Consider the following 24,035-nt stretch of genomic DNA (forward strand, 5'->3'; position numbering starts at 1 on the left):
ATATTTATTCTTGTATACAGAATAAAAAGATTTCGATAAAAACTTTCCAAATTCTTCTAGTCACTTTAATGTCTGAATGAAAGCGAACGTGCTCATTTATTAATAAAATCATTAACTTCATAGATTGGCTCCTTTTGTAGAAAGGTTTATTAGCTTCGATATCGAATTAGATATCGGTGAAAAAATGTTTGGTGGATTAATGAGAATTGGTGGATACCAAGTGTTAGATATTCTAAAAAGTGGCCCAGTAAGGATATCTCAATTAAAGAATACAGCGCCACTATATGGTAGTGCCTTCGATTTCGTGCTAAGTCAATTAATGGTTAGCGGATTAGTGAGAAAATTTGAGAAGGATGGAGAAGAATACGTGGAACTTACGGAATTAGGAAGAAACTTCAATCAATGGGGACCATATCAAGGTTATGGACCACATTACGGATATGGACCGCATCATCATGGATGTCATCATAGTTGGTGGTAATTTTAAAAGTTTTTTATTTTTTAGTTAATTTTAGTATAGATTGACTACGAAAATGTCGTATTTGGAATTTTAAAACATCATACGGAGATACATATAATAATAAACAATGTTAAGTTCAAGGCTTATATAGAAGTATTAACAATGTTAATGCTTATATTTGAAATTGTATATATTAATCCTTTTTAAGAATCTTTCTCTTATTTTCTTTATGAGCAGTAATGCTAAGTTTTTAAATGTATTACTCACAAAATCTAAATTTGACATCACTATTTATGGTATTGAGACTATTTTTACTTTTAAATCTGTAAATTTTACTTTTATAGACAAAATTCTGTCTAAATTGATGAGAACGTATGAAATAGTAAATGTTCAAGTTGACCTTCAACATGTTCATTTAATATTGGAAAATACTAATAGGAGAGTTTATGTTACCATTGGATTCTACTAAAAATAATTAATATCATACTTAAATTTCCTTTTTTATGATTTTTATAAAAATAATCAAATAAAAATTTTCTTAAAGTCTTAAATACGTGTAACCTTCATTCTGCCATTTTGCAATTTCATGAAAACTTATTGGAGCTATTTTAACTCCTTTTGCTAAATCTTTTTCTGTGAAATTATTCATTTTCATTGCTACTCCGCACGCATAAACTTGAATCTTAGGATTGGAAAGTAGATCTTCCATTTCTTTTTCGTGATTGTTAGTAACTCCGAAGATTCCAGTTTCTGAATATACCGCAATTACGCCATCTACGTCATTCATGGATGCCATGTTTTTTATTGCAATATACGAGAGGGGTATTTTCTCTGCTTCTGAAACTTGGAATAAGACTTTCATAAATGAAAATCTTAGATAAAAAATAAAAACTTTTCTAAGTATAATCCAATATATTAAATAAATCTGTATTATTCACTTAATATTAACTTTAGGATGATATAATCATAATACTAAATATTTTTAATAAATTTCTCTATATTTTTTACATAAAACTAAAAACGTTAATCCTGTATGTAGAGAGGGAATATTATCATGTCACTAATAACTTGCTTAATTAAGAAAAATTTATAAACTTTAGGGTATACCTAATATTATGGTCGACTGGTTAGTTATAAATCTTTGGAATCCGCAGAATGTTGACATAGCCAGTGCTTTAGTCATAGCATATTTATTGGGTATTGTCCACGGAGTTACGCCAGATGAACACACGTGGCCTATAACTTTCTCTTATTCTGTAGGTACTTTCAGTACTAAAGGCGGTGCAAAGACAGGATTAATATTCTCCTCAGGATTTACTCTGCAAAGGTCTATATTGTCTGAGTTAGCTTATTTAGCGTTAGCAGGAGTATTCATGACATCTACTGCATTCGGTGTAACTTATATCTTTGTAGGAATAGCAATGGCTGCTGCAGGAGTTTATATAGCAAGAAAAGGAGGATATCCTCATTGGCATTACCTTGAAAGAAAGTTAGGTGAAGTTTCTGGAGTGCATAAAAAAGGAAGTGAACTGCAGGAAGAAGAATTGCAGCATAAAATTAATCCTGCTTATGTTAACGAAAAAGACTTAACAAAGCCCGTTCCCGTAAAGCTAGCTTTTATTCACGGTTTTATTGCAGGCTTCGGATTTGGAGCTTTTGCTTTAATAGTTTACACTGTACTTGCACCTACTATGCCTAGTGCGTACATGGGTTGGATTCCAGGAATGCTTTTCGGCCTGGGAACAATGACTGCACAAGTACTCTTTGGAACTGCTTTTGCTGCTTGGCTAACTAGAATGAAGAACTTAACTTTTCAAGGAATAGCAGTGGTAGGAAAAACTATAACTAAGACGGTCTTGGAGTACGGCGGATTGGCTTTCATCATAGGTGGTATTGCAATATTGCTTTATCCTCCACTATTAACTTACAATATTATAACTCCGATAAAAGTACACAATTTGCATACTCTCGGTATAGGATTCTTCTTGGTAATATTAAGCGTAATAATCTTCGGAATTTATGGATATAAACAAGGAGTTAAGACTGCAATAAAATTAGGATATACTAATAAGACTTAATCAGATTTTATCATTCTTTTTACGTTTTCTAAAGCATCTTTAACGCTTAAAGCTCCCTTGACTTTCCCTTTTTCGTCAACAATTATCACGTAATTTATATTGCTCCTAACCATTAAATTCAAGATTTCTAAAGGGTCTTCTTTTCCAGTTATTGTTAAAACACTTCTTCCCTTTTTGATTATGTCTTTCAATTTCTTATCTTCATCAGCACTTTGTATCTCATCACTAGTCAAATATCCTATAATTCTGTTTCCCTCGGTTACAACTACTATAGGATATCTAGAAATGATGGGCTTAACATCTTTAATTATCTCTTCTCCGCTTAATGTTAAAACATTTTTATGTTTTAATTTCACTTTTAATGCCATAATACCAATAACGAATTCTATATATAAAACCTTTTTTGCTCATGAAACTCCTGAAAAAGAATCGTGAATTCTTGCTTCTGTTCTTAAAGAATATAAAAAGGATAACAACTGCCTAATCATAGAAAAGTTTATAATAAATTAAGGAAAGTAATTAACCTTGTTAATTAAGATTTAGAATAAATGTGAATTAAACGCTTAAACGGAATGAAGAAAAGTATTATTTATGCAGAAAATTTATTCTGTTATAGGATCAGTTCTAATTTCAATATCCTTCCTCCTAAATATATTAGGAATTATAACTTCAGCCATAGGAATATACTTAGTAACATCTTATATAAGATCTCTTTATGTGGAATATAAAAGAGAGAAAGAATTGGGAAAATTTCTGTATTTAGCTATGACAATGCTTTTTCTTTCATTTTTAGTTTTTTCAGTTGGGATGTATTCTGCCTTCGGCTTAAAAGAATTCTTCGTAGTCTTACCTCCATCCTCAGTGTTTAGCTTAGCTATAATGGTTTATACTTACGTGATTTCAGGAATTTTTTATATAGTTAGTGCAGTTTACCTAATAAAAAGCGTCAGTCCTTTGACTGTTTTTACTAAGGTTAAAAGTGTCTCTTATTCCATATACTTAATGGGAATTTCTGCAGTGCTTTTATTTTCTATTGTAGCCGCACCAGGAGGAGTGATATTATCATTAATAGCTTGGATATGGTTCGCTATAAATCTCTATTTAACCGGATAGAATAATTTATTCCAAGATCTTTATTTTTAATGAGAAAAAACCTCCAGATTTTAAAAGTTCTTTTATTTTTTGCACATTAGTGAACTTCATTGATTTAACGTAATTTATTCCAAAATCTTTAGCTAATTCAGTAATAAATCCTGCAGAAGGACCTATTAAAATATTAGTTCCTCCGGAAATTTCTAGGATTCTTTCAAGAGAGAAATTTAACAATGTTACACCGGTAATGAATACGGTCTTACACTTTGGTAAAAATAATTCTTCTTCTGACATTGCTCCGTTTCTTAACTCTGTTGACTTTTCAAAAACATAAATCGTTTTTCCTCCTGAAAATTCCTTAATCAAAGGTTGCATATTGCCTATAATGCATATAGGTTCTCTAACCTCCGGGTAGTCTTCCTTTGGTGTAACGAATTTTTGGGATATTGCATTTATTAAAGATAGTCCAAAACTCCTATTTATTATATTCACGTCATTAACTAAGCTTTCTAAGTTATCTACAGATGGTTTAATTATTTCTCCTCGATTATGTAAGTTTTCATGAGGAATATGACTCATTCCAATGTATTCTTTACCTTCCCCATCTTTTATAATAACATACGAAGCCCTTAAACATGCACAATAATCTACTACTTTCATGCCATTTGCGTAACTTAATATCCCTTCCGCTAACTTTTGGAGGATCATATAAATACTTAAATATGCACTTTCATAAATAATTCTATGAAACAAGTTAAGACTGAAGACGCAATTGGAAAAGTTTTAGGTTATGATACAACATATGTTGGAAAAGAAGGAGCAACTACTTTATTACCTAGAGAGCATATAATAACTAAGGAAGATGTAGGACTTTTAAAGAATTCCGGCGTTTACTACGTATGGGTTAATGAGGGAGAAAAAGAAGATTTTGTATATGAATGGGACATAACTCCTCAAGTTGCAAATAGCATTTGCGGTGAAAACGTCAATATAGTCCCTGGAAAGCAGGGATCTACTATGCTATTTTCCAAGGTTAAGGGAGTACTTAATATTGACGTACAAAAATTGGTTTCATTTAATTTAAACCAGAGTGTCCTATTAATAACAAAGTACAATTATACTCCAGTGACACAGGGAGACTTGATAGGAGTAGTTGAAGTTATTCCTTTTAAAATGAAGAATGAAGATGTAGATAGACTGAAAGTAGGGAAAATAATAGATGTTACGCCTTTTAAAAAGAGTAAAATTGGGTTGATAATAACTGGAACAGAAATCTATGAGGGAAGAAAGGAAGATCAATATTATTCTGTAATTAAAGAAAAAGCAGATAAATATGGTTGGAACGTAGTTTATAAGGAAATAGTTCCTGATGACGAGAATAAGATAGTAAATGCAATAAAAAATGCAGTGAATAACGGTGCTGAGGCGGTTATAGTAACTGGGGGAACTTCAGTTGATGCTACTGACAAAACTCCTATAGCTATAGGTAAATTAGGGAAGATGATATCTTACGGTCTACCTATTAAGCCTACAACAATGTCGATAGTAGCTATGTGGGACTCAATCCCTATCTTCGGTATTTCTGCTGGAGGAATATATTATAGAGAGTTAAATGCAATAGATGTAATCTTCACCAGATTAATGGCAGGTTTAATTCCGAGTAAAGAAGAAATTGCATTAATGGGTCATGGAGGGATTCTTCCAAATTTCCAGCCTAAAATGAAGTTACAGAGTATGCATTAACTCTTCTTTTTAATTTCATCCATTATTTCATCTATAAATAGCCTTAACGCTTCTGCCAATAGCTTAGTATATTCTCCATAATGGTATTTTTCTATATCATCTATAAATTGCGGAACCCATTTAAGTAAATGATCAGTTATGAATTTTTTGCCCTCCTCATCTCCCTTACCTAAATAATATAAATATGCCAAGAATTCCATTTCACTTGATATATGATCTGGCAATTGTTTCATGGGCTGAATTCCGTACTTCGAATAAATATCATAAAGATCTACAACAACTTTTCCGTATATTGTCTTCTCTCTATACCAAGATTCATAAGGTGGACATTTTAAGTGCTTATAATCGTTTATGAAACACCTAGTGAACTCCGTAGCCAACTGATCTTTATTTCCATTATCTATCATTTCCGTAATTTTCTTAACAAGATTGTAGTACTTTTTATCCTTTACTTTGTCCAGAAGTTCCTTTGCATTATTGTTGTACCTAGCTCCCATAAAAAGGTATGAGAAAAGCTTAAACTCCTCCCAAATCATTTGGATTCCTCCTAGGCTTGAATTTTACTTCTTTACCAAAGAATTTCTTATATGAATACTCGGCCCTATGTTTTGGACACCTTTCTAACCATTCATCCTCGCATTCCAATCCTCTTTCCTTCATTATTTTCTTTACTAAATTAAGGCTTTTCCTAGATCCTACTATTGCACCGCAGACCTTACATCTCACTATTTCGTCCTTCATTAACGTCTTAACTTCGTGCTTAACTTCCTTAGCAGGAAGTATTTTTATTGCCTTATTTCCGGAAGAACAAGCATTATCTCCTTCTGGGCAGACATTGATACAAATCTTACAACCTATGCACTTATCAGGGTTAAATGAGAGCCTTTCTGCATCGTTAGGGTAATCAATAGTTAATGCGTTCGCAGGGCACCACTTTGCACAGCTTTCACACATGGTGCAGACTTCGTCATTAATTTGCGCATCGTAGGAAACATCAGGCAAGTTATTACTCTTTGCAACTAATTGCATAGCTTCAGCTTTATTTGCTAAATAAGAGAACTCCCCTATTTTTACAGTCTTTTCGTCTTCCTTTGGCTGTATGTTATAGTCTGGAGTAACTAAGGAAATTCCTCCAACTGACTTGTTAAGATCCTCAACTACAGCTTTAAGATTATCTAAATGCTTAGAAAGCTCGCAACCTGGACAGTAAAGACTTATCTTCCCTGAAGATCTTAGCATTGCTATATCCACTGCAGATAACATTCCTACACAAGGTAATTTAATCGAATTTCCATGATCTTTATAGCAAGAGATTTTCTTATCACCTTTAATTTTACTAAGATCGAATATCGCCTGCTGAGACACTGAAGGAAATTGTATTGCACTCATTGGACATGATGCAACGCAAAGTCCGCAAGCTACGCATTTACTGTAGTCTATTGAAACGCCGTTCTTCTTATCAACTTTTATTGCACCGTAAGGACAGGAATCTTGACAAAGTGTACAAGCTCTATATAATTTGCACATATCAGAAATCCATACCGGTTTGTCTATCCTATCCTTTACAGTCTTTAGTTCTCCCCTTATTAATTCTCTCCTACTTATTGGAAGACTCTTTTCTTCAATAACTGCCAAATCCGCAATCCATTCGTTTTCCAAGATTGTTTTATTTTCTTCAATAGCGGTTTCTCCCCAAGATGAGTCTACTACTCTAACTAACAGTGGATTTAAACCAGCTCTTAGTGAAGCTTCTCTATATAGCTTTAAGTGCTCTTCATCGTATTTACCTACAATTACTACTGCTTTCATTCCTTTAAGTTTAGAAGCTATTTCGTTAGGATCACAAGAGTGAAAACCTGAGGATATGTTGTGAGGACAAGAGTGATAAAAAATATCTACCTTTACCTTAATTAGTGGAGTAGTTAAAAAATTACTTGACATTTTTATCACTTAAATATCCAAACATGTTTTGGCTTTTCCTCGTCTTCAAGAGGTAATAGTAATACTCCTAGTGTATATACTCCTAAGAGGAATAGCACCGATCCTACAAACCACACTATGTCGTACTGAGTTACTGCAAAAGGTAATTGACTAAATTGCGAAACTCCGTTAAAGTTACTTCTTAGTTCGTAAACCCATGTGGAACCTTGAGGAGATACCGGGGATATTGTATAATACCATGTTATTGCTTGAGGTATTACATCTGCTAATGTTATCAGAACAAACCAACCTAACAATACAAATATTGCTGAGGCAAACAGCCAGCCTTTGCTTTCCTTCTTATATGCTATAGAGTATAGTATAATAGGAATTATTATACCTACTAGCACTAAGCCTGCCCAGAATATTGGACTCCAGCTTCCAGTTATTAATAAGGTAGCCCAAGGTCTTGTTTCTTGGTTAGTTGCGGTCAGCCATACCCACCACAGTACCAGAAAGCCTATCGATATTGTAGCTAACAGACCGTCTCTTGCTAAAATCTTAAACATTCTATTATCTTCCTCTGCGTCTACATTTCCGCTACCACTTGCTTGCGTTGTTACAGGATGTACTGAAATAGGATTAAAGTTAGATTTCCTTAGCCATGAATATAGTGGTGTTACGAAAGATATCATTGCTATTCCTGCATAAAATGATGCTACAACCAATAGGATTGACATGAATGGTCCGAATTCGTATACCCACGTTGATAAGTATCCGAATACGGAACCTAAGTTTGCGTCTAGTATTAATTCTACTAATATTGTATAGCCTACTATTAAGGCATCGATGTCTACTACTAGTTTTAACATTCCTGAGATTCCAAAACTTGCTTTACTCGATAGCCATGCTAAGAAACTGTCAAGTATACCTTTCTTTCCTTCTTCTTTAATTTTTTCTCCTATCATTGCAAGGATTTCGGCAATTATTCCTATTCCTACAAGGGCATAGAGGACACCGTTCCAAGCAATCCTTGAAGTATCTCTAAAACTTAAATAAATGAATAACGCTTCGGCAGGTTTATATGCGGATGCAAATACCATTATCCAACCTGGTATTAGCACAGCTAATGCAAGCCATTCATTCCTTAGTTTTATTTTGTCGAATGGATTTTTCTCCTTGTGGTTTTTATTAAGCAGTTCATAAAGTGAATTGTAAGTGCTAACTCCAGTACCTATAACTCCGAAGAATATATAGCCTATTACTAAAAGTCCCCAAGGTATAGGTTCGTTGTTTGGTTCAGTAAAACTCACAAGGCCCTGGAACCACGCTAACGGATTATAACTCATTCCATAAAACATTATACCTCCGCCTAATAGGATGAAAACTATTGTCCAGGCCCATAATTTAATATTCATGAGTTATCACCTCCTTGTACGTATCTTCCAGATTGCCTATTAAAAACATAGAATACCTTAGGTTGAACATTAAGTTGCGGATTTAACACTACTGCTTGTCCAGTGTTTACCAGAACGGAGACTTCGCTGTTAGGATCGTCTAGACATCCGAAAACTCTAGCTCCTCCGGGGCATGTTCTTACACACGCCGGTGTATACGTGCCGTCAGGAGCAGTACCGTAGCAGAATGTGCACTTATCTACGTGCGGGACTACATGAATGAGGTTATCTCCGTAATATTCCTTAGCCTTTTGTATATCATCATAGGTATAGAAGTATCTCGCTCCAAATGGACAAGCCTCAACGCAGTATAAGCATCCCATACATTTGTATTCATCAACTACTACTATTCCACCTTGAACTATTTGTGTAGCTCCAGTAGGGCATACGTAATAACACGGTGGGTTTTCGCATTGCATGCACAGCCTAGGCACGAAGATTCTTTGAACGTTAGGATATTCGCCAACTTCTAAATCTTCTACGTGAGTTCTCCATAACTCTTCCCAAAACGGTGTCTCATTTTCAATTGCGCATGCGGCCATGCATGCATCGCAACCTAGGCATTGATCTACTCTTACTACGAATCCCCAGTGTTCACACTGCTTCGTATTTCCAAATTTTGAATATGGATTTACTAACTGATTATTTTCAAGAATATTTGAGTTTGACATGATTTATCACCTCAAGGCTGTTCATATTTATTCCAATTTTGGCTACTAATTTGCATATCTGGAGTTATAACTTGTTTAGAAGGTAATGTATCTGAAGTTTGCACTGTGGCAAGCGCTGTTGCTTCTTGTATTTCTTCATCCGTTGCCTTCCTTACATATACAGTAAATTGCTGTGCTTGCCTAAATCCGCCCAGTGGGTTATAGCTCCAAGGCCAGAGGTGATCTACGGGTTTGTTTCCTGCATTAGGTACTGCCCTTGTAGAGTAAGTTAATGCCGGATTTCTTTGTCCGTAAGGTTCTGGCACTCCTATCGTGTCCGGTCTTATTAAATTAGTCAAGTGTGCTCTCATAACCAGCTTAGGAGTCTCTCCATTTGGATTAGGTAACTTCCATCTTTCTATGGTTATCCAATCTCCTTCTTTAATCCCTAGTTGGTTAGCAGTATCAGTGTTTATCCAGGCCATTTGTAAGATGTTAGTATGATAACTATCTGAGGCTATTGCCATTAATACTGGGTTATTTGTACTTGATGTATATGCAAATTGTGGGACTTTAAACTCTATGAAGAAAAGTTCTGGAGGTGTAGGTTTAAATGTAGGATCGTTATATGGTGGTTCTGCAGGGTAATATACTCCAGGTTCTCTAGCGTAACCGTAGTTCCAATCTGGAGGAACGTATGCCATTAATGGATCCCATATTGGGTCATATCCGTAATTCTTTATTACATAATAATAAAGAACCGTTGAATATATCTCTATCCTGCCCGTGGGTGTTGCTGCAGGTAAATCCCAAGGAATTCTCTGATTATTGTTGAAATATTCATCTACTGTGTTTATTATGAATACTCCATTATTTCTCAGTATATCGTTCATCTTTTCGCTCGGAATTCCAAGTTTCTTAGATAAATATGATAACTTTGCTTCTCTCCATGCATCTGCGGTAAAGCTCCCCCATGTAGGATAACCGTTATTCTTTATTAAATAATCTTGGTATTTCGGCATTTCTTCCTGAATAATTTGCTTGAAAACTTCTTTGTCTATGGATACAGAATTCGCCATCCATTCTACATATCCGTCTCCTGCTTCTTTACCTAACATGTATGCGAACAAAACGAATAAATCAAGCCCATTTGCTGTATTTGGGAATAACCTTGGTATTGTCTGCCATCTACCTCTTAAAGCATAATCCATTGCAGGTCCATCGTATCTAAAATCTTCATCTCTTTCTAGGTAAGTTACGTCTGGCAATATAACATCTGCATATAAAGTTTCTTCAGTTGGTTGAATATTTATATCAACATAGAATATGTTCTCAAGGATTTCTTTGAATTGATCCCATTGGAAGTTAAATGGGGTTCCTGCATACGAAATCATTGCCTTTATCTTATATGGCTCATTATTCCACTGGACTTTTTCTTTGTACGCTTCATAAGTTCCAGCGTCTACAAACATTGCGAAAGCTCCAGCAGGCTTCTTGTTTTGCTGAGCTAGAGTTTGATTATATGCGTATTGAACTGCAGGATGCCCGGTAGTCCAAAACTGAGGATTATTGTATGCATAAATTATTGAATACATTGTAAGAAGCTCTCCAGGCAAATCCAATAACGGAACTTTACTTAATATTTCAGGTCTCTGTAACAAAATTCCCGGCTTTGAACTTCCAGAAGATACTGAAGAATTATATGCATCAATTACTTCATTTATTCCTTCTCTATATTTGCCAGAATAAACCCAAGCACCCCTTATGTCTATATTCCCAGTTAGTGCCATTATAATACCTACAGCTCTCCTAAACTGAGGTGCATAATCTCCCCAGAATCCTTTTAGTCCAGTAACTATTTCCATAGGTTTTGTTGTCGCTATCTTGTAAGCTAATTCATTCAATGTATCTACTGAAACGTCGCAAACTTGTGCTGCATAATCAAAAGTGTAATTGCTAACTCTCTCAGCTAAGAATTGAAATACTGTCTGGACATTTTTGCCATTAATAGTTAGCTGTGGAGCGGATAATGCAGGTCTTATTTGCTTTCCATCCACAGTATATTGATTAGAATTTGTAAATGGAGGAACTTTTACTGCAGTTCCAGACATTTCGTCATAAACGTAATAAGCCTTCACTGTGCCGTCTTCATGATCTTCTTCTAAGAGCTTAATAACTCCATTCTCCTCATAAGCTAAGAAAGGAGCATTAGTATAATAACGTACAAAGTACTCGTCGTAATATTTATTTTGAATTATGTAATTGATTATTGCTAACGCTAGAACTAAGTCGGAGCCAGGTTTTACCGGTATCCATAAATTCGCTTTAGAAGCAGCTTCGCTAACTCTAGGGTCAATAACTATTACATAAGCACCATTAGCTATTCCTTCACCGAATCTAACTCCTCTATTTACAAAAATCCCTGCAGGAAATCCATTATCTCCCCATACTACTATGAGTTGAGAATAAGTCATGTCGTCCATTATATCTGTAGCGTGAAGATCAAAGCCTCCAATCACTGTCCCTATAGGTTGCTGTAGGGAAAACATACAGCTTTGCATAGGTGTTCCAATTACATTAGGTACTTCAGTTCCTAAAGTGAAGGGAATAAGTTGCCTTTTATAGTTTGCACATGGTATTGCCCCACCGACCAGGACTATTTCCCAAGGTTTAACGTTCAATTCCTGAAGCTTTTGTTGAATATAATTAAGTGCTTCCTCCCATGTAGCTTCTTTAAAAGACCAAGTTCCTTTAGGTCCTGTTCTTATTAATGGAGTTTTTATTCTATCCACATTATACGTTCTGAAAATCCCTGATCTACCTCTAGCACAAACTTTTCCTTTATTAAGGGGAGAAAGGGGGTTTCCATCTATTTCCATTGCTTTAACGTATTGTCCTTTTCTCTCTACTGAGACTAAAATATCACACGTTGATGAACAAAATCCGCATACATTAGGCGCATAAGAGTATTCCCAACCGGGTTGTAATTGTTCATCGTTCACTGGTGGAGAGAAAATGTCAAAAACAAAGTTCTTCGATGCAGCATAACCTGCAGCTGCTGCGGCAGCAGTTATTGCAGAAATCTTAAGAAAGTCCCTTCTGGACAATCTTAGTCCATGCTTTGCTTTTTCGTTTTCCATGATAAGGACTATTTACTTTCTTAATAAATCCATTTTTTCATAAGTTGTTAGGTTTGTAATGTTAACAGAGTTAACTTCAATATAAAATTGATAAAACATTTTAATAATTAATTTAGAATCGGTGGTAATCAATGACAAGAAGGTTATGTTAAGTAAAAATGTTAAGTAAAGTGCTGGCCATCAGTATAGTAAAAAAGTTATAATTTTTAATAAATTGATTTTAAACAAACTGTGATATATTAACGCATATTAACGATGAGCTTAAAAATATAATATAATAAAAAGTTAAAACGTGCTTTTTCTATATAAATCCTTGTGAGAAAATGGCACAAACAACCGTAGAGACTACACAAAAGTACTTACCAATATTAAGAGTAACACTAGGGTGGATGTTTTTCTCAGCCTTCGTTAGAAGGACTATAAACGTTCCAGCAAAGCTAAATCCTAGTTCGTCAGCGTATGTAGGTGGAAAACTAATAACTTTCTTGCCTCATGCATGGGGACCGGTAAAGGGAGTTTTAATAAGTGTTTTAAATAATCCGCCATTACTTTACGACTTCCTTATAATATTTACTGCACTAGAGGCAATATTCGGTCTATTCATGATGTTAGGTCTTTTAACAAGACTTTCTGGATTAGTTCTGGCAGGTTTAGCTTGGGGAATAGGACTAGGAGGAGGATGGCTAGGAACGACTTGTGTAGATGAATGGCAGATTGCTGCAGTTGAAGGAGCTGGGGCTTTCATGTTCATCTTCACCGGAAGTAGATGGTTATCGGCAGATCAGTTATTGTACAAGAAATATAGTAAAGGGATAAAAATTTGGAAATATTACATACCGCTATGGTGATATAAATGGAAACTGAGAAGCTAATTTCAACAATAGCGATAGTTGCGTTTATTTTTGCTACGGGCGTTACTCTTGGACTATACCAAATAGACTTTCAAGGTTTAACTCATTTAACTAACTGGTCTAAGACTGTAGGTTATTGTTTAGAAGGAACTAAACTATTTACTAACGGTACATTATTCCTTCAAATATCTAGAGTTGAAGGTCCTGACACTTACGGAGGCTTTATAGTTCTAGTTCAAATTCTTTATCCTAACGGTACTGTAGTTTACCAATGGAATGCTACTCGACTTGGTCATATACCTTCTAAAGATATACACAATGAGTTCTCATTACATCCAGTTCGTAGTACAGGATTTGCACTATGTGTACCGTTAGGACAAAATGCAACTGTAACCCTTACAATGCCGTTCCATGTAAAGCCCGGGACATATATTGTTAGAGTATACGATGCAAACGGACATACTGCAGCATACGGACAAAAGTGGGAAATAAAAGTTCAAGCTGAAAGTTAAACTGCTTTTTCTTCTTTTTTATTACGTTCTTTTTCACTCTCTTTCTTTACGCCGACAAAGATGTAAACTGAGCCTAATGCCTTTACCTTGAATACCTTTAGGTCGAATATTTTACTTATTATATTCTTTAATTGTGAGTTAGTGGGTATTTTCCTGTAAATATAGTAAATATATTTGTAATCTAAAGGTTTTGCTCCTACAAGGGCTGCCAAATAAGGTTGAATAAACCTAAGGTAAAAAGCTACATAATTTCTAAGGAGCCAATTATCCGATTTTCCCATTGCGATTACCCCGACCACTTTCTTAGAAACTCTAGTCATTTCTCTTACTACTTCTCCTATATCGTCTGCAGCGTGAAGGGCAAAACTGCTCACTACTGCATCAAAAGCATTATCTCTGAAAGGTAAATTGTAAAACGATGCTAATACTTTATCTCCATCAACTAAACTAGCCTTTAACATGTTTTCCGCGTAATCTGCCATTACTATTCTGGACCTGAGTAGTCTAGACGCAACGTAAGATAATTCCCCTTTACCGCTTGCTACATCTAAAATTCTCTTTGGATCAGGATAGAAAAATTGTACCATTTCAATTAGCTCTGCCCTCCATTTTATATCTTGAAAAAAGGAAATCATAGCATTAGCTCTATCGTAGAATTCTGGAATATCGTTATATACACTCCTGAGATCCTCATTAGATACTTTAATCTTCTCCACGACGTTATGTTTGGATTTCGTTTTAAAAAGCTTCACTGATCTTATTTTATGTAAAAGATCATTAACTTTGTTAATTTTTCCATATAGCTCGTAGTTAATACCTGGAATTTAATGTAAACACTCTTTACCATTTTTTAGAATACTACTTCTGAAGAATATTTAAATTTAAAGTAATCAAACTATATTTTAATATCTCTAATAATGAAGAAAATTTATAAATGCAAAAACAAAACTATCTGTAGTGGTAAAATGCTTGATAGTCCGTCTAACTGGGCTATAATAATCATAGTAGCTCTTGTATTATTCTTTGGTACAAGTAAGCTTCCTGAGTTATTTAGATCAATGGGCAAGGCTGTTGGGGAATTTAAGAAAGGAAGGCTTGAGTCAGAAATGGAAATGCAACAAATGGAACAACAGCCTGCAGTCCAGACAACTACTCAGAATAAAGAATTAGAGCTAGAGAAGCAAATTCAAGAACTACAAAAGCAATTGGAACAGCTAAAGAATCAAAAGCAGCAACAGTAATTAAAGAATCTAAAATTCAAAGCCATTTTTTTTAAGTGCGCAAGGATGATGGGGAATTTATCTGACACGTTATTATTAGTTATAGTGGCTATACTACTATTAGCAGGCAAAAAAGACATAACAGGTACTGCAAGGAATATAGGAAAAACGCTAGAAGAGTTTAAAAGAAAACAGAATGAATTTAAGAATGAACTATTAACAGAGCTAAATGAGACCGGAGAAGTCCATAAAAGTATAGTGAAAGAAATAACTTACGATGACTACCACTATAATTACGTAAAACAAACTCCCTCTGATGAGAAAATGAAAAGACTTGAGGATGAGATAAACAGATTAAAAGCCGAAATAGAGAGAGGTTGAAGAAAGGTGACGGAAAGAACTGAGCTCAAAAGAGACGAAGAAAGACCACTACTATCGCATTTAGCAGAATTAGCCTTAAGATTAAGAAGAGGACTTATAACACTTTTCTTAACATTTATAATATTTTTTGCGTTTGGATATACTACAGCGAACATTAATGGTTATGCTATTCCCATTTTATATCCTAATTTATTTCACAGCTTAGCTGATAGTTTAATGCTATTTTTCATACATCACGAACTTCCAAAAGGAATGAAATTAATTAATTTAAATCCTTTTGATCCTCTTTACGCTTCAGCTTATACTTCATTTTATTTAGCATTATTTATTTCTATCCCAATAATTTTCAGGGAACTGTGGGGTTTCGTTTCTCCTGGCTTATACCAAAATGAGAAGAAAGTGATAAAATACGCGGTATTTCCTGCAGCGATGCTCTTTCTTGCCGGTTCTCTTTTTGCTTATTTTATTATTATTCCTTTAATGATGAAGTTTGTTCTTTTGTATACTTCTGCTCTCGGTGTTGAGCCTACACTTAGTTTGAGGGCTTTTGTTTCAACAGTAGTTTCCTTAATGCTGGTTACCGGTATCGCTTTTGAATACCCCTTAGTTATGGCCGGTTTAACTTACGTTAAAGTTGTTAAGGCTGATAGTTGGAGGAAGAACTGGCGCTGGGGAGTTTTAGGAGCATTCATCATAGCCTGGACAATTTCACCAGGAACTACAGGAGGAGTAATTGAAACTGTAATAGGAATAATATTATCCATACTATACTTTGCAGGAGTTGGAACAGCAAAAATAATAGAAAAAAGATCATTAAATAACACAGCTTAGTATATCATTTTTAAACATAAGTGGAGATTATTTCTCAGTATACTCCATTTATGTATATATTATCTCCGGTCTAATACCACATTATCGGATCTGAGTCTAGCTAATCTATGATAAAAGTCTCGGAAGTAATTGCATGAAAGTTTAATTTATTAATTTTATACATTTTTCTGTTAAATTTTTTATATTTCTCTCTAATATCTTTCTTCATGAACTATGATGTAACACTAAAGATCAAGAGGTATTCTAAGGAGAAAGGAAGTTGGTGGCAGGAATATAGGCTGACAGTAGATAGATTCACTACCGTTGTAGAGGCATTAAGGAGGATAAAAACAGAACAAGATCCTACGTTGTCCTTTAGGGCTTCATGTCACATGGCTGTTTGTGGAAGTTGTGGAATGAAGATTAACGGAAAACCCAAGCTTGCATGTAAAACTCTTATAGCAAATGAAGGGAAGAAGGAAATTATCATAGAACCTATGGATAATTTTCCAGTAATCAAAGATCTAATAGTTGACCTTAATTCTGTTTATAAGAAAATGAATAAGATAATACCAAGAGTTTCGCCACCGGAAGAAGTTCTGCAAGGTAAAGAAACAAGATTAAAACCTGAGGATCAAAAAGAACTTTGGAGTTTCGCCCAATGTATAATTTGCGGTCTCTGTTATTCCGCCTGCCCCGTTGTTGAGACTAATAAAGATTTCCTAGGTCCTGCAGTACTAGCTATGACTTACAGGTTTTCAGCAGATCCTAGAGATACCCTAGATAAGAAAAGGATGGAAATTGTTGACAATGCAATAATAGGCATATGGGACTGCAGGGTTGCGGGTTCTTGCTCTGTCGTTTGCCCAAGGAATGTAGATCCTTCATTAGCAATACAAAAATTGAAGGAGATGAGTATGAAATGATCTGGCTTTCAAGGTTAAATCTCGAGAGGGTATTAGCGTTACTTCATAAGATAACTGGATGGACAATATTAGGTTATTTAATTGCTCACGTAATTTTCGTAAATAGGTTAGCTCACGGAGAATTAGTAGAACCGGAAGTTTTCAAATACTTCTTGGCGGTATTTGGCAGTATAGTTGTATTTCATGCGATGAACGGAATACGTATAATCTTAGTGGAAACTGGACATTTGATTCCTAAACGGCATTTGGAAGAACCTTGGATTTACTATAAACCTCACAGGATCTATGTATGGTTAATGATAATAATTACCGTAGCGTCGTTCTTTATAGGTCTTTATCTGGTGATAAGATGAGGGAGTCGAAATTAAGATTCTGGGGAGTATATATTACTGGGATAATAACTCTCTTCTTACTCTCTCTTCACTTCTTTATGCTATTTGCTAATAATATGAGCTTTGACGTTAGAACTTCACCTCCAGTAGTTAACGAATACTTAAGCAATACTGCATACTATGCATTACTTGGTCTTCTATTAGTTGTAGCGTTTACTCACGGATTGCTCGGCATAAGGAGAAGCATGTACGACTTCGGGCTTAAAAGAGGAGTAAAGGATGTAATCATAGGAGGTATAATTTTGCTGATAATTTTACTATTTTTCTATCTTACTACTTAGCTTAGAGATGCTGTAAGTTGATAAACTAATATATTTCTTATAAGGAATATTTCTAATATTTTATATTACTACAATATATACCTTCTCAATCTAGATAAGAATTATTAACTTTCATGAGAAGAATAAAATGATGATCTCTGGAAATTTATTTAAAGGTAATATTGTCAGCATGATTGCATCAATATTTATTCTTTCCCTCCTCGTTCTCTTGGATATCTACGGTATAAATTACGCATTCTCAACTGTTTCTAAAATAATAATGTGGATAATATGGATTTTGGCAATTCCTTCTTATCTTTCTTATAAATCCTCCTTACTGGAGAAGAGGAATATCCTGGAGTTTTTAGCGCCTATAGCAATTATAATAACCTTTATCGGGCTTATTTTCTTAAGCCTTGGAGAATTTTTAGGTATTGAGCTTATAGTCTTAGGATATATATTTGAGCCTATTGCAGGTATTTCAATTTTTCTTACTTTAAGGAAGGTGAATCTTCTTTTCTCTTCCCTCTTCTTTTATGGTGCAATAATTTTCACTGCGGGTTTACCTTTATTCCTAATTAACCTAGGAATAATTGCAATTATCGGCGATCTAATAAAGATGTCAGGGCTAGTTTACTTTATATATAAATTTAAATAAATTTATTTTAGAATTTTGATGTTATATCATTAAATGCCAACTATACTCTCGAAAGGTTTCATAAATCTGGGTACTGATGAATACGTTGGAGGTATCTCTTTACTCCTGAATCTCTTCGGCTTCTCGAAAACAACTAGAGCATATTTGGACATTGTCTTCAAGAATTTGTCCTTTCTCTTCTCTCTTATATATCCTTCAAGGTAAGCATGATATTTACTAAATCTTATCGAATTAAGTACTTTTAATATTTCTTTCAATATTAGTAAATTATCGTATCCTCTATCGCTCTCTTCGCTATAACCTTCTTTTCCGCATTCAAAATCATATGCAATATGTCGAGTTCATAAAGAACTTTATCGAGCTCAATTAATTTCTCTTCGGCTCTTGTTTCCTCTATTTCCTCATAAAGCTTAGCTCTCTCATCTAGGTTTCTATTGTATAACGAGATATCTTGATAAATTGAATCTATATACTTGTCTTCTTCTCCTCTAAACTCACTAAGAGATTTTTCAATATTGCTAAACTCCACTATTCCTTCATTTTTATAATCAAAATAAAAAATTAATAATTGCCAAGACCTCATCAAGTAATCCGTTTATAAACGAGACTTCCTCCAAATAGGAGTTTCTCTCAAAATATTTCCCTTCCTCAGGTTGAAAATCTCCAAGCTTAACAGGGCATGCGGAGATAGAATTAGCTAACTCTCTAGGGAAAAGCATGTAAACTTTCAGCATAGCTCCGGAATTATCATGAATAATTATTAAATCTTATACTTAATAAAAAATTTGATTTGATACTCGTAAATAATGGTATCTTAGTTCAAAGAAGAGTGAAGTATAGTGACAAGGCCTTCGATCAGTGTTTTGGTTTTATCTTTATAAATATCATCATAAATAAATACTTCTATTTATGCTAAAGAATAGTTTCATTTTCGCATAAATAATATCATAAATAAGGAGAGTTAGCCATTAGATAAATATAAGATATAATGAAAATTGACTAGCAAAAGTATAACCATAAGCGTACAGAGAAATTTCATAATTCATTATAAACCTATGGATTAATTATAACGAGCATAATTGAGAATAACTACGTAAATTTTATTCTTCACTTTTCTTTGATTTTACTTATGAGATCATATATTCATGCAGTGATTTCATCAACTTTAGCATGGACAGGTAACGTTTACGATCTGGTATTATTGACTTTCGTATATCCTTTCATGGAGAAGCTCTTTGGTTTATCCTTCTTTCAACTTACAGTATTGTTCTCTTTAGGTCTTATAGGGAGAGTTATAGGGGCAGTGATATTCGGAAGAATTGCGGATTACAAAGGAAGGAAAGTAGTAAATATTATAGGTACTGCAGGTTACTCAATTTTCCAGGCAATATTTGCGTTTTCCTCTATTTATGCGGTACTTTTGATAGTTAGAGGGATTCAAGGGGTTTTCATGGGTGCTCAGTGGACTTCCGGAACAGTGCTAGCAATTGAACAGTCACCAAAACAAAAGCTTCAGCTAGTTAATAGTGTAGTTCAATCCGGTTATGCATTAGGTTACGCACTTACTGGAGTAACTTACATGTTCATGAGTAGTAATCTAACCTCCCTAGAAGGTTACAGGATATTCGTGCTGACAGGTTCACTGCCCCTCATCTTAGTGCCTTATATTCACTTTAAAGTAACAGAGAACTTTAAGCAAGAAATTGTTACAAGGAAGGTAAGCGTAAAGGATTATTCACCATATTTCATAAGAGCCGTAATTTCAATGTCAGGGATGTTCATAGCTTATCTATCAATTTTCAGCATTTACCCAGATTTTGCTAAATGCTTTGGTCATTTTCCTGCATATTACGTAGGGCTTTTAATGGCTGTTGCTAACGGTATTCAAGGGGCATTTTACATCATTTTCGGTAGATTATCTTACCGCTTTAGTATATTTAGATTAATATATGCTGGAGTGGCATTCATGATATTCTCAACTTTCCTATCAATGCCTGTATTATCATTCATGGTATCATTGCCATTAATGTCTGCAGGAGTCTTCATTTATGCCTTTGCAAACGGCTTTTGGCCTTTGATTTCTGGTATTGCTGCTAGTAGTGTCCCTCCAGAAGTTAGGGCGTTTTTGACGGGCACCGCTTATAATATTGGTGCAGTTGCTGGTGGTGTAGTATCAGCGTTAATTGGCGGAATTATTGATGCTTTCGGAATGGCTTCATTACCTTACTTTGTTGATGGAATAGAATTTGTATCGTTACTTGCAGTATTTTACTCAATGTTTACTTGGCCTAGAAAGGTTGTTGTTTCTTCGTAATTGATCGTAAAATATTTAATAAAAATATTAATTATTTATTATATCTAAGATTATTTTCATTTACAATCAAAAATTAGATTTTCTTAAATCCATACAGTAATCCTAGACTTATAAGTATAAGGACTATAAGAATAAGAGAAGATGATATTGACGAGATAATTACAAGTCCCAAGAAGCCTAGAATTGCTGACAACTTAATTTTTGTCTTTCTAGGAGCCCTTGGATAAATGATGTTCAACAAAGTGTAAACTACTATCGATATTACTCCAAGAATTCCGATAATGATTAAGATTGGCATTAGATAATTTATTATCATCATAATTAATGTCTTATTAATTGTATATAAAGACTGTGTTCATTTATGAAAGTTCAGTCTTAAAATTCCTCGTAAACGTCTATAAACCTCTTGTACCATTCCTCGTAAATTTTTAGAGTAACTATGTGGAGTTCTAAAGGATCACTAAAGCCTAACCTTTTATGTATCTTTAAAGCAATTTCCGCCCTCTTCCAAACGTCGTGGCAAGATCGGTAATTATTAAAACGTCTATGTCACTATCTACTCTGTAGTTACCTCTGGCAATTGATCCGAAAAGAATTACTCTACAGTTTTTGTCTATTTCTTCTACACAAATCTTCTTTATTTCCCTAACGTAATCTCTAGCATTTTGAAGGATTTCTTTTCTCTTATTCCACCAATTTGACATTTAGGATCACTTTAACTACATTATATGCTCTCTCAACTACCACAGCTGAATATGGAAAATATCTTGATGCTATATAAGAATCTCTGACCTCTAATGTTGTTGCCTTATCGTTTCTTATCTTCCTTAAATTATCATTATTAGTCATTTCTATAACATCATCTAAAAGTTTCATAACGTCATGAGTCTTTTCAAAACTACTCTTATGTTGAAATAGTGCGTATTTAAGACCTAACTGCAATGCATGCTCTAAGTTAAAGATAGCTAAATTATATTTTTAATATTTCTCTCTGCTAAAAAGTCTAAAGCATTTCTCTTTAATGCACTGCCATAGTAACATGTCATAGGATAAAAAGTGAAACGTAAATTTAGTTGAAAACTAAGCTTTCTTAGATTTTGCACAAAATTGTGTTTTATATTTCAGAGTTTCATTTTCTTCTAGTGAAAGATTAAATACTAATCTTTATTTTAACTAATATAAGATGAGTATAACTACAAGTGCAGAAGTTTACTATGAGGAAGCAGAAGAGTTATTGTCCAAGGGTGATCTTGTTCAAGCTTCAGAAAAGTATTATAAGGCTGCTGAGGAGGCAATAAAGCTCCTAGTTATAGAAAACAACCTAAAAGAAATAGCAAAGGAAGCTCAAGAAAATGGTTGGGATTCTAAAACGTTAAATGACGCCGTTACTGAACTTTCTTATAAGGTTGGCGACAATATAATTAGCATGTGGGCATCCGCAGTGACTCTTCTAACTGCAAGGTATTACTTAGATAAAGATTTAATACAAGAATATAAGAAAGACGTTAAGACGTTAGTTGAGAAAGCCAAGCAAAGATTTAATATTAAAGTTCTTGAATGAAGCTGAAAATCTTCTTTCTAAGGGTGATCTTGTTCAAGCTTCAGAAAAGTATTATAAGGCTGCTGAGGAGGCAATAAAGCTCCTAGTTATAGAAAACAACCTAAAAGAAATAATTAAACAAGTTGAAAATAAGGGCAGATGGGAAAGCGAAAGCCTATTTAAAGCTTCTAAATTGTTACGAAATAAATATCCTGAAGTTATAATTCAATGGAGGAGCGCATGGACTCTTCACGTCGAAGGATTTCACGAAATGAGCCTAAACGAGAAAGAAGTCACGAAATTGAAAGAAGATGTTAGAAAATTAGTTGTAATCATTAAATAGTGACTTATTACGAGGCTAGTATTCCTCTAATATCGTGTACCTCACTATAGGGTCCGCAATCCTATACTCGTTACCTCCTTTTTCTATAAAACCCATCTTAAGTAAGTTCTTTAAATCTCTAGAGATGGTAGACGTTATTACTTTCTTCCCTGTCTGAGCAATAACGTAATTTACAATGTTCTTCCACCTTGCCTTACCTAAAGTTGCAATTGCCTTCATAATTGGTTCATAATAAGGACTCCTGGAAAAAGCCTCATCTAATTCCTTCTTCACGATTTTAGAACCTAACGACTTCATCTCGTCAATTGCCTCCTCTCCCTTGTCTAAATATAACTTACCGAAATATACTAGCCAGCCCACTATTCCGTCAAGTTCAGAAACTGCGTTATCCAATACCTCATCTTCTACGTTAACTCCTAACTCCTTAAAGCCTGCCTTTAAGAACTCCTTCGACTTCTCTTCATCGAAAGGTTTTAATTCAACGCTAACATAGTACCTGCCGTAAAAGTCAGAAGCTGGATCGTTTATTCCTATGAAATCGTGTAGCAAACCTACTTCGCTTCCCGTGAATATTAGAGTTATATTTTTTAAATAATCATATACGTGAGCTAAAAGTGGTTTAATGCCCACAGTAGAGTACCTTAAATATTGCGCTTCATCAAACACTATAACAACTTTTCCTAACTCATTTAATGCCTCAAAAATTTTGCTTATATTACTCCTTATTTCCTCTAAAGGTAATTTTGCTTTTAATGGATATTCTAACGAGAGGTTTAGCTTTGATAGCAAGTCCTTAATTCTTTCCTTTCTACTCAGTTTTAAAAGCTCTGAGTAGAGTTCCTCGTAAAACTTTTCAGCAGGAACTTTTTTAGATACGTCGTCGTAGATTTTCCTTATGTCTATGAAAATGTAATTCACGTTTAAAGAGTTAAGAGTTGACAATACTAAGCTGGATTTTCCAGTCCTCTTTAAGCCTAGAACTACTATCATTCTCTCGTTTAAACTCCTTTTTAACTTATCTATTTCACTCTCACGATCAAATAAATCTTTAATTGAATCTTTAGGTTCTGTTGAAAATAGCAAGTATCACCCCTGATACTTAGTATCACCCCTGCTAATAAAAACGTTTATGATTAGATTACTTTTAGTTAACCTAATAGCGTAGAAAAATGAGAGAAAACTCTTAGTTTGACTAACTTAACCAAAGACCATAGGATGGCAATTATTCACGCCGGAGATTTAAACGAGCTCGAGGAGAAGCTCAAAAAGATAAAGGATGAAACGAAAT

General features: G+C 34.3%; 32 protein-coding genes. 16 read left to right on the forward strand and 16 right to left on the reverse strand.

Translation table 11 applies throughout. The features are described 5' to 3' along the window. The first annotated feature begins 124 nt into the window (after positions 1 to 124). Positions 125 to 481: a hypothetical protein gene (locus HS5_RS07455; protein ID WP_236750626.1), complete on the forward strand. Its 357-nt coding sequence runs from the start codon at positions 125 to 127 to the stop codon at positions 479 to 481. Between the two features lie 517 nt (positions 482 to 998). Here HS5_RS07455 and HS5_RS07460 read toward each other — a convergent pair. Beyond that, the gene (locus HS5_RS07460) at positions 999 to 1,322 is read right to left on the reverse strand and encodes a DsrE family protein (protein ID WP_236750628.1); all 324 of its coding nucleotides are present in this window, start codon (positions 1,320 to 1,322) and stop codon (positions 999 to 1,001) included. A 253-nt stretch (positions 1,323 to 1,575) separates the two neighbouring features. Between HS5_RS07460 and HS5_RS07465 the strand changes: the two genes are divergently transcribed. Continuing rightward, positions 1,576 to 2,538 (forward strand): hypothetical protein, encoded by a 963-nt coding sequence (locus tag HS5_RS07465; RefSeq protein WP_236750630.1) that lies wholly within the window; start codon positions 1,576 to 1,578, stop codon positions 2,536 to 2,538. On the opposite strand, the gene HS5_RS07470 is transcribed toward HS5_RS07465, so the two are convergent. Next, positions 2,535 to 2,906: a CBS domain-containing protein gene (locus HS5_RS07470; RefSeq protein WP_236750632.1), complete on the reverse strand. Its 372-nt coding sequence runs from the start codon at positions 2,904 to 2,906 to the stop codon at positions 2,535 to 2,537. The two genes, HS5_RS07465 and HS5_RS07470, sit on opposite strands and share 4 nt — an antisense overlap. A gap of 223 nt (positions 2,907 to 3,129) precedes the next feature. Between HS5_RS07470 and HS5_RS07475 the strand changes: the two genes are divergently transcribed. Further along, the gene (locus tag HS5_RS07475; protein WP_236750634.1) at positions 3,130 to 3,651 is read left to right on the forward strand and encodes a hypothetical protein; all 522 of its coding nucleotides are present in this window, start codon (positions 3,130 to 3,132) and stop codon (positions 3,649 to 3,651) included. 6 nt (positions 3,652 to 3,657) lie between these two features. On the opposite strand, the gene HS5_RS07480 is transcribed toward HS5_RS07475, so the two are convergent. Further along, positions 3,658 to 4,338, reverse strand: a complete 681-nt coding sequence (locus HS5_RS07480) for a DUF364 domain-containing protein (RefSeq protein WP_236750636.1) — start codon at positions 4,336 to 4,338, stop codon at positions 3,658 to 3,660. Positions 4,339 to 4,374: 36 nt separating this feature from the next. Here HS5_RS07480 and HS5_RS07485 point away from each other — a divergent pair, with 36 nt between their 5' ends. Beyond that, complete coding sequence (locus HS5_RS07485; protein ID WP_236750638.1) at positions 4,375 to 5,373, forward strand: molybdopterin-binding protein; 999 nt, start codon at positions 4,375 to 4,377, stop codon at positions 5,371 to 5,373. Here the strand turns inward: HS5_RS07485 and HS5_RS07490 are convergent. Genes HS5_RS07490 through HS5_RS07510 form a run of 5 tightly spaced genes read right to left on the reverse strand, consistent with a single transcriptional unit; the run spans position 5,370 to position 12,540 of the window. Next, complete coding sequence (locus HS5_RS07490) at positions 5,370 to 5,909, reverse strand: molecular chaperone TorD family protein (RefSeq protein WP_236750639.1); 540 nt, start codon at positions 5,907 to 5,909, stop codon at positions 5,370 to 5,372. The genes HS5_RS07485 and HS5_RS07490 overlap by 4 nt on opposite strands. Then, the gene (locus HS5_RS07495) at positions 5,890 to 7,314 is read right to left on the reverse strand and encodes a 4Fe-4S binding protein (protein ID WP_236750640.1); all 1,425 of its coding nucleotides are present in this window, start codon (positions 7,312 to 7,314) and stop codon (positions 5,890 to 5,892) included. The genes HS5_RS07490 and HS5_RS07495 overlap by 20 nt, the downstream gene beginning before the upstream one ends. Positions 7,315 to 7,319: 5 nt before the next feature. Further along, positions 7,320 to 8,711 (reverse strand): NrfD/PsrC family molybdoenzyme membrane anchor subunit, encoded by a 1,392-nt coding sequence (gene nrfD, locus HS5_RS07500; RefSeq protein WP_236750641.1) that lies wholly within the window; start codon positions 8,709 to 8,711, stop codon positions 7,320 to 7,322. Continuing rightward, complete coding sequence (locus HS5_RS07505) at positions 8,708 to 9,421, reverse strand: 4Fe-4S dicluster domain-containing protein (RefSeq protein WP_236750642.1); 714 nt, start codon at positions 9,419 to 9,421, stop codon at positions 8,708 to 8,710. The genes nrfD and HS5_RS07505 overlap by 4 nt, the downstream gene beginning before the upstream one ends. Positions 9,422 to 9,432: 11 nt before the next feature. Beyond that, the gene (locus HS5_RS07510; RefSeq protein WP_236750643.1) at positions 9,433 to 12,540 is read right to left on the reverse strand and encodes a molybdopterin-dependent oxidoreductase; all 3,108 of its coding nucleotides are present in this window, start codon (positions 12,538 to 12,540) and stop codon (positions 9,433 to 9,435) included. A gap of 323 nt (positions 12,541 to 12,863) precedes the next feature. Here HS5_RS07510 and HS5_RS07515 point away from each other — a divergent pair, with 323 nt between their 5' ends. Together HS5_RS07515 and HS5_RS07520 are read left to right on the forward strand one after the other, a co-directional pair. Continuing rightward, entirely contained in the window at positions 12,864 to 13,388 is a 525-nt protein-coding gene (locus HS5_RS07515) for a TQO small subunit DoxD (protein ID WP_236750644.1), read from the forward strand. Between the two features lie 5 nt (positions 13,389 to 13,393). Continuing rightward, positions 13,394 to 13,903, forward strand: a complete 510-nt coding sequence (locus tag HS5_RS07520; protein ID WP_236750646.1) for a TQO small subunit DoxA domain-containing protein — start codon at positions 13,394 to 13,396, stop codon at positions 13,901 to 13,903. On the opposite strand, the gene HS5_RS07525 is transcribed toward HS5_RS07520, so the two are convergent. Further along, entirely contained in the window at positions 13,900 to 14,619 is a 720-nt protein-coding gene (locus HS5_RS07525; protein WP_236750648.1) for a class I SAM-dependent methyltransferase, read from the reverse strand. The two genes, HS5_RS07520 and HS5_RS07525, sit on opposite strands and share 4 nt — an antisense overlap. 249 nt (positions 14,620 to 14,868) lie before the next feature. Here HS5_RS07525 and HS5_RS07530 point away from each other — a divergent pair, with 249 nt between their 5' ends. The 7 genes from HS5_RS07530 to HS5_RS07560 all read left to right on the forward strand — a co-directional run bounded on the left by HS5_RS07530 (position 14,869) and on the right by HS5_RS07560 (position 18,550). Then, the gene (locus tag HS5_RS07530) at positions 14,869 to 15,144 is read left to right on the forward strand and encodes a twin-arginine translocase TatA/TatE family subunit (protein ID WP_236750650.1); all 276 of its coding nucleotides are present in this window, start codon (positions 14,869 to 14,871) and stop codon (positions 15,142 to 15,144) included. A 45-nt stretch (positions 15,145 to 15,189) separates the two neighbouring features. Further along, complete coding sequence (locus HS5_RS07535) at positions 15,190 to 15,504, forward strand: twin-arginine translocase TatA/TatE family subunit (RefSeq protein ID WP_236750652.1); 315 nt, start codon at positions 15,190 to 15,192, stop codon at positions 15,502 to 15,504. Between the two features lie 6 nt (positions 15,505 to 15,510). Beyond that, a complete protein-coding gene (gene tatC / locus HS5_RS07540) occupies positions 15,511 to 16,335 on the forward strand; it encodes a twin-arginine translocase subunit TatC (RefSeq protein WP_236750654.1) in 825 nt (274 codons plus the stop codon). A 206-nt stretch (positions 16,336 to 16,541) separates the two neighbouring features. Then, entirely contained in the window at positions 16,542 to 17,240 is a 699-nt protein-coding gene (locus HS5_RS07545; RefSeq protein WP_236750656.1) for a succinate dehydrogenase/fumarate reductase iron-sulfur subunit, read from the forward strand. Beyond that, positions 17,237 to 17,593 carry a hypothetical protein gene (locus HS5_RS07550; protein WP_236750658.1) on the forward strand — a complete coding sequence of 119 codons (357 nt, stop codon included), beginning with the start codon at positions 17,237 to 17,239 and terminating at the stop codon, positions 17,591 to 17,593. Before HS5_RS07545 ends, HS5_RS07550 begins: the two co-directional genes overlap by 4 nt. Continuing rightward, complete coding sequence (locus HS5_RS07555) at positions 17,590 to 17,913, forward strand: hypothetical protein (RefSeq protein WP_236750660.1); 324 nt, start codon at positions 17,590 to 17,592, stop codon at positions 17,911 to 17,913. Before HS5_RS07550 ends, HS5_RS07555 begins: the two co-directional genes overlap by 4 nt. A gap of 130 nt (positions 17,914 to 18,043) precedes the next feature. Beyond that, positions 18,044 to 18,550: a hypothetical protein gene (locus tag HS5_RS07560; RefSeq protein WP_236750662.1), complete on the forward strand. Its 507-nt coding sequence runs from the start codon at positions 18,044 to 18,046 to the stop codon at positions 18,548 to 18,550. A 29-nt stretch (positions 18,551 to 18,579) separates the two neighbouring features. Here the strand turns inward: HS5_RS07560 and HS5_RS07565 are convergent, their stop codons facing one another. Genes HS5_RS07565 through HS5_RS07575 form a run of 3 tightly spaced genes read right to left on the reverse strand, consistent with a single transcriptional unit; the run spans position 18,580 to position 19,284 of the window. Further along, positions 18,580 to 18,807: a hypothetical protein gene (locus HS5_RS07565; protein ID WP_236750664.1), complete on the reverse strand. Its 228-nt coding sequence runs from the start codon at positions 18,805 to 18,807 to the stop codon at positions 18,580 to 18,582. Between the two features lie 2 nt (positions 18,808 to 18,809). Then, complete coding sequence (locus HS5_RS07570) at positions 18,810 to 19,079, reverse strand: hypothetical protein (protein WP_236750665.1); 270 nt, start codon at positions 19,077 to 19,079, stop codon at positions 18,810 to 18,812. A gap of 19 nt (positions 19,080 to 19,098) precedes the next feature. Next, positions 19,099 to 19,284, reverse strand: a complete 186-nt coding sequence (locus tag HS5_RS07575; protein WP_236750667.1) for a hypothetical protein — start codon at positions 19,282 to 19,284, stop codon at positions 19,099 to 19,101. A gap of 395 nt (positions 19,285 to 19,679) precedes the next feature. Here HS5_RS07575 and HS5_RS07580 point away from each other — a divergent pair, with 395 nt between their 5' ends. Continuing rightward, entirely contained in the window at positions 19,680 to 20,864 is a 1,185-nt protein-coding gene (locus HS5_RS07580) for an MFS transporter (RefSeq protein ID WP_236750669.1), read from the forward strand. Positions 20,865 to 20,937: 73 nt separating this feature from the next. Here the strand turns inward: HS5_RS07580 and HS5_RS07585 are convergent, their stop codons facing one another. From HS5_RS07585 to HS5_RS07595, 3 genes are all read right to left on the reverse strand, one after another. Beyond that, positions 20,938 to 21,162 (reverse strand): hypothetical protein, encoded by a 225-nt coding sequence (locus HS5_RS07585; RefSeq protein ID WP_236750671.1) that lies wholly within the window; start codon positions 21,160 to 21,162, stop codon positions 20,938 to 20,940. Between the two features lie 187 nt (positions 21,163 to 21,349). Beyond that, positions 21,350 to 21,568 carry a nucleotidyltransferase domain-containing protein gene (locus HS5_RS07590; RefSeq protein WP_236750672.1) on the reverse strand — a complete coding sequence of 73 codons (219 nt, stop codon included), beginning with the start codon at positions 21,566 to 21,568 and terminating at the stop codon, positions 21,350 to 21,352. Then, entirely contained in the window at positions 21,549 to 21,806 is a 258-nt protein-coding gene (locus HS5_RS07595; protein ID WP_236750673.1) for a HEPN domain-containing protein, read from the reverse strand. The genes HS5_RS07590 and HS5_RS07595 overlap by 20 nt, the downstream gene beginning before the upstream one ends. 241 nt (positions 21,807 to 22,047) lie before the next feature. On the opposite strand from HS5_RS07595, the gene HS5_RS07600 reads away from it, so the two are divergent. Next, positions 22,048 to 22,425: a PaREP1 family protein gene (locus tag HS5_RS07600; protein ID WP_236750674.1), complete on the forward strand. Its 378-nt coding sequence runs from the start codon at positions 22,048 to 22,050 to the stop codon at positions 22,423 to 22,425. Further along, the gene (locus HS5_RS07605; RefSeq protein ID WP_236750675.1) at positions 22,382 to 22,747 is read left to right on the forward strand and encodes a PaREP1 family protein; all 366 of its coding nucleotides are present in this window, start codon (positions 22,382 to 22,384) and stop codon (positions 22,745 to 22,747) included. The genes HS5_RS07600 and HS5_RS07605 overlap by 44 nt, the downstream gene beginning before the upstream one ends. Positions 22,748 to 22,762: 15 nt before the next feature. Here HS5_RS07605 and HS5_RS07610 read toward each other — a convergent pair whose 3' ends face one another. Next, positions 22,763 to 23,830, reverse strand: a complete 1,068-nt coding sequence (locus HS5_RS07610; protein ID WP_236750676.1) for an ATP-binding protein — start codon at positions 23,828 to 23,830, stop codon at positions 22,763 to 22,765. Positions 23,831 to 24,035: the final 205 nt, after the last annotated feature.

This window comes from Acidianus sp. HS-5, from assembly GCF_021655615.1.
Taxonomy (GTDB): Archaea; Thermoproteota; Thermoprotei_A; order Sulfolobales; family Sulfolobaceae; genus Acidianus.

Excerpts from the sequence above, each read along its gene's own strand:
- HS5_RS07460 (WP_236750628.1), bottom strand. The coding sequence starts at position 1,322 with ATGAAAGTCTTATTCCAAGTTTCAGAAGCAGAGAAAATACCCCTCTCG.
- HS5_RS07465 (WP_236750630.1), top strand. The coding sequence starts at position 1,576 with ATGGTCGACTGGTTAGTTATAAATCTTTGGAATCCGCAGAATGTTGAC.
- HS5_RS07470 (WP_236750632.1), bottom strand. The coding sequence starts at position 2,906 with ATGGCATTAAAAGTGAAATTAAAACATAAAAATGTTTTAACATTAAGC.
- HS5_RS07475 (WP_236750634.1), top strand. The coding sequence starts at position 3,130 with ATGCAGAAAATTTATTCTGTTATAGGATCAGTTCTAATTTCAATATCC.
- HS5_RS07480 (WP_236750636.1), bottom strand. The coding sequence starts at position 4,338 with ATGATCCTCCAAAAGTTAGCGGAAGGGATATTAAGTTACGCAAATGGC.
- HS5_RS07485 (WP_236750638.1), top strand. The coding sequence starts at position 4,375 with ATGAAACAAGTTAAGACTGAAGACGCAATTGGAAAAGTTTTAGGTTAT.
- HS5_RS07490 (WP_236750639.1), bottom strand. The coding sequence starts at position 5,909 with ATGATTTGGGAGGAGTTTAAGCTTTTCTCATACCTTTTTATGGGAGCT.
- HS5_RS07495 (WP_236750640.1), bottom strand. The coding sequence starts at position 7,314 with ATGTCAAGTAATTTTTTAACTACTCCACTAATTAAGGTAAAGGTAGAT.
- nrfD (WP_236750641.1), bottom strand. The coding sequence starts at position 8,711 with ATGAATATTAAATTATGGGCCTGGACAATAGTTTTCATCCTATTAGGC.
- HS5_RS07505 (WP_236750642.1), bottom strand. The coding sequence starts at position 9,421 with ATGTCAAACTCAAATATTCTTGAAAATAATCAGTTAGTAAATCCATAT.
- HS5_RS07510 (WP_236750643.1), bottom strand. The coding sequence starts at position 12,540 with ATGGAAAACGAAAAAGCAAAGCATGGACTAAGATTGTCCAGAAGGGAC.
- HS5_RS07515 (WP_236750644.1), top strand. The coding sequence starts at position 12,864 with ATGGCACAAACAACCGTAGAGACTACACAAAAGTACTTACCAATATTA.
- HS5_RS07520 (WP_236750646.1), top strand. The coding sequence starts at position 13,394 with ATGGAAACTGAGAAGCTAATTTCAACAATAGCGATAGTTGCGTTTATT.
- HS5_RS07530 (WP_236750650.1), top strand. The coding sequence starts at position 14,869 with ATGCTTGATAGTCCGTCTAACTGGGCTATAATAATCATAGTAGCTCTT.
- HS5_RS07535 (WP_236750652.1), top strand. The coding sequence starts at position 15,190 with ATGATGGGGAATTTATCTGACACGTTATTATTAGTTATAGTGGCTATA.
- HS5_RS07545 (WP_236750656.1), top strand. The coding sequence starts at position 16,542 with ATGAACTATGATGTAACACTAAAGATCAAGAGGTATTCTAAGGAGAAA.
- HS5_RS07550 (WP_236750658.1), top strand. The coding sequence starts at position 17,237 with ATGATCTGGCTTTCAAGGTTAAATCTCGAGAGGGTATTAGCGTTACTT.
- HS5_RS07555 (WP_236750660.1), top strand. The coding sequence starts at position 17,590 with ATGAGGGAGTCGAAATTAAGATTCTGGGGAGTATATATTACTGGGATA.
- HS5_RS07560 (WP_236750662.1), top strand. The coding sequence starts at position 18,044 with ATGATCTCTGGAAATTTATTTAAAGGTAATATTGTCAGCATGATTGCA.
- HS5_RS07575 (WP_236750667.1), bottom strand. The coding sequence starts at position 19,284 with ATGCTGAAAGTTTACATGCTTTTCCCTAGAGAGTTAGCTAATTCTATC.
- HS5_RS07580 (WP_236750669.1), top strand. The coding sequence starts at position 19,680 with ATGAGATCATATATTCATGCAGTGATTTCATCAACTTTAGCATGGACA.
- HS5_RS07585 (WP_236750671.1), bottom strand. The coding sequence starts at position 21,162 with ATGCCAATCTTAATCATTATCGGAATTCTTGGAGTAATATCGATAGTA.
- HS5_RS07590 (WP_236750672.1), bottom strand. The coding sequence starts at position 21,568 with ATGTCAAATTGGTGGAATAAGAGAAAAGAAATCCTTCAAAATGCTAGA.
- HS5_RS07600 (WP_236750674.1), top strand. The coding sequence starts at position 22,048 with ATGAGTATAACTACAAGTGCAGAAGTTTACTATGAGGAAGCAGAAGAG.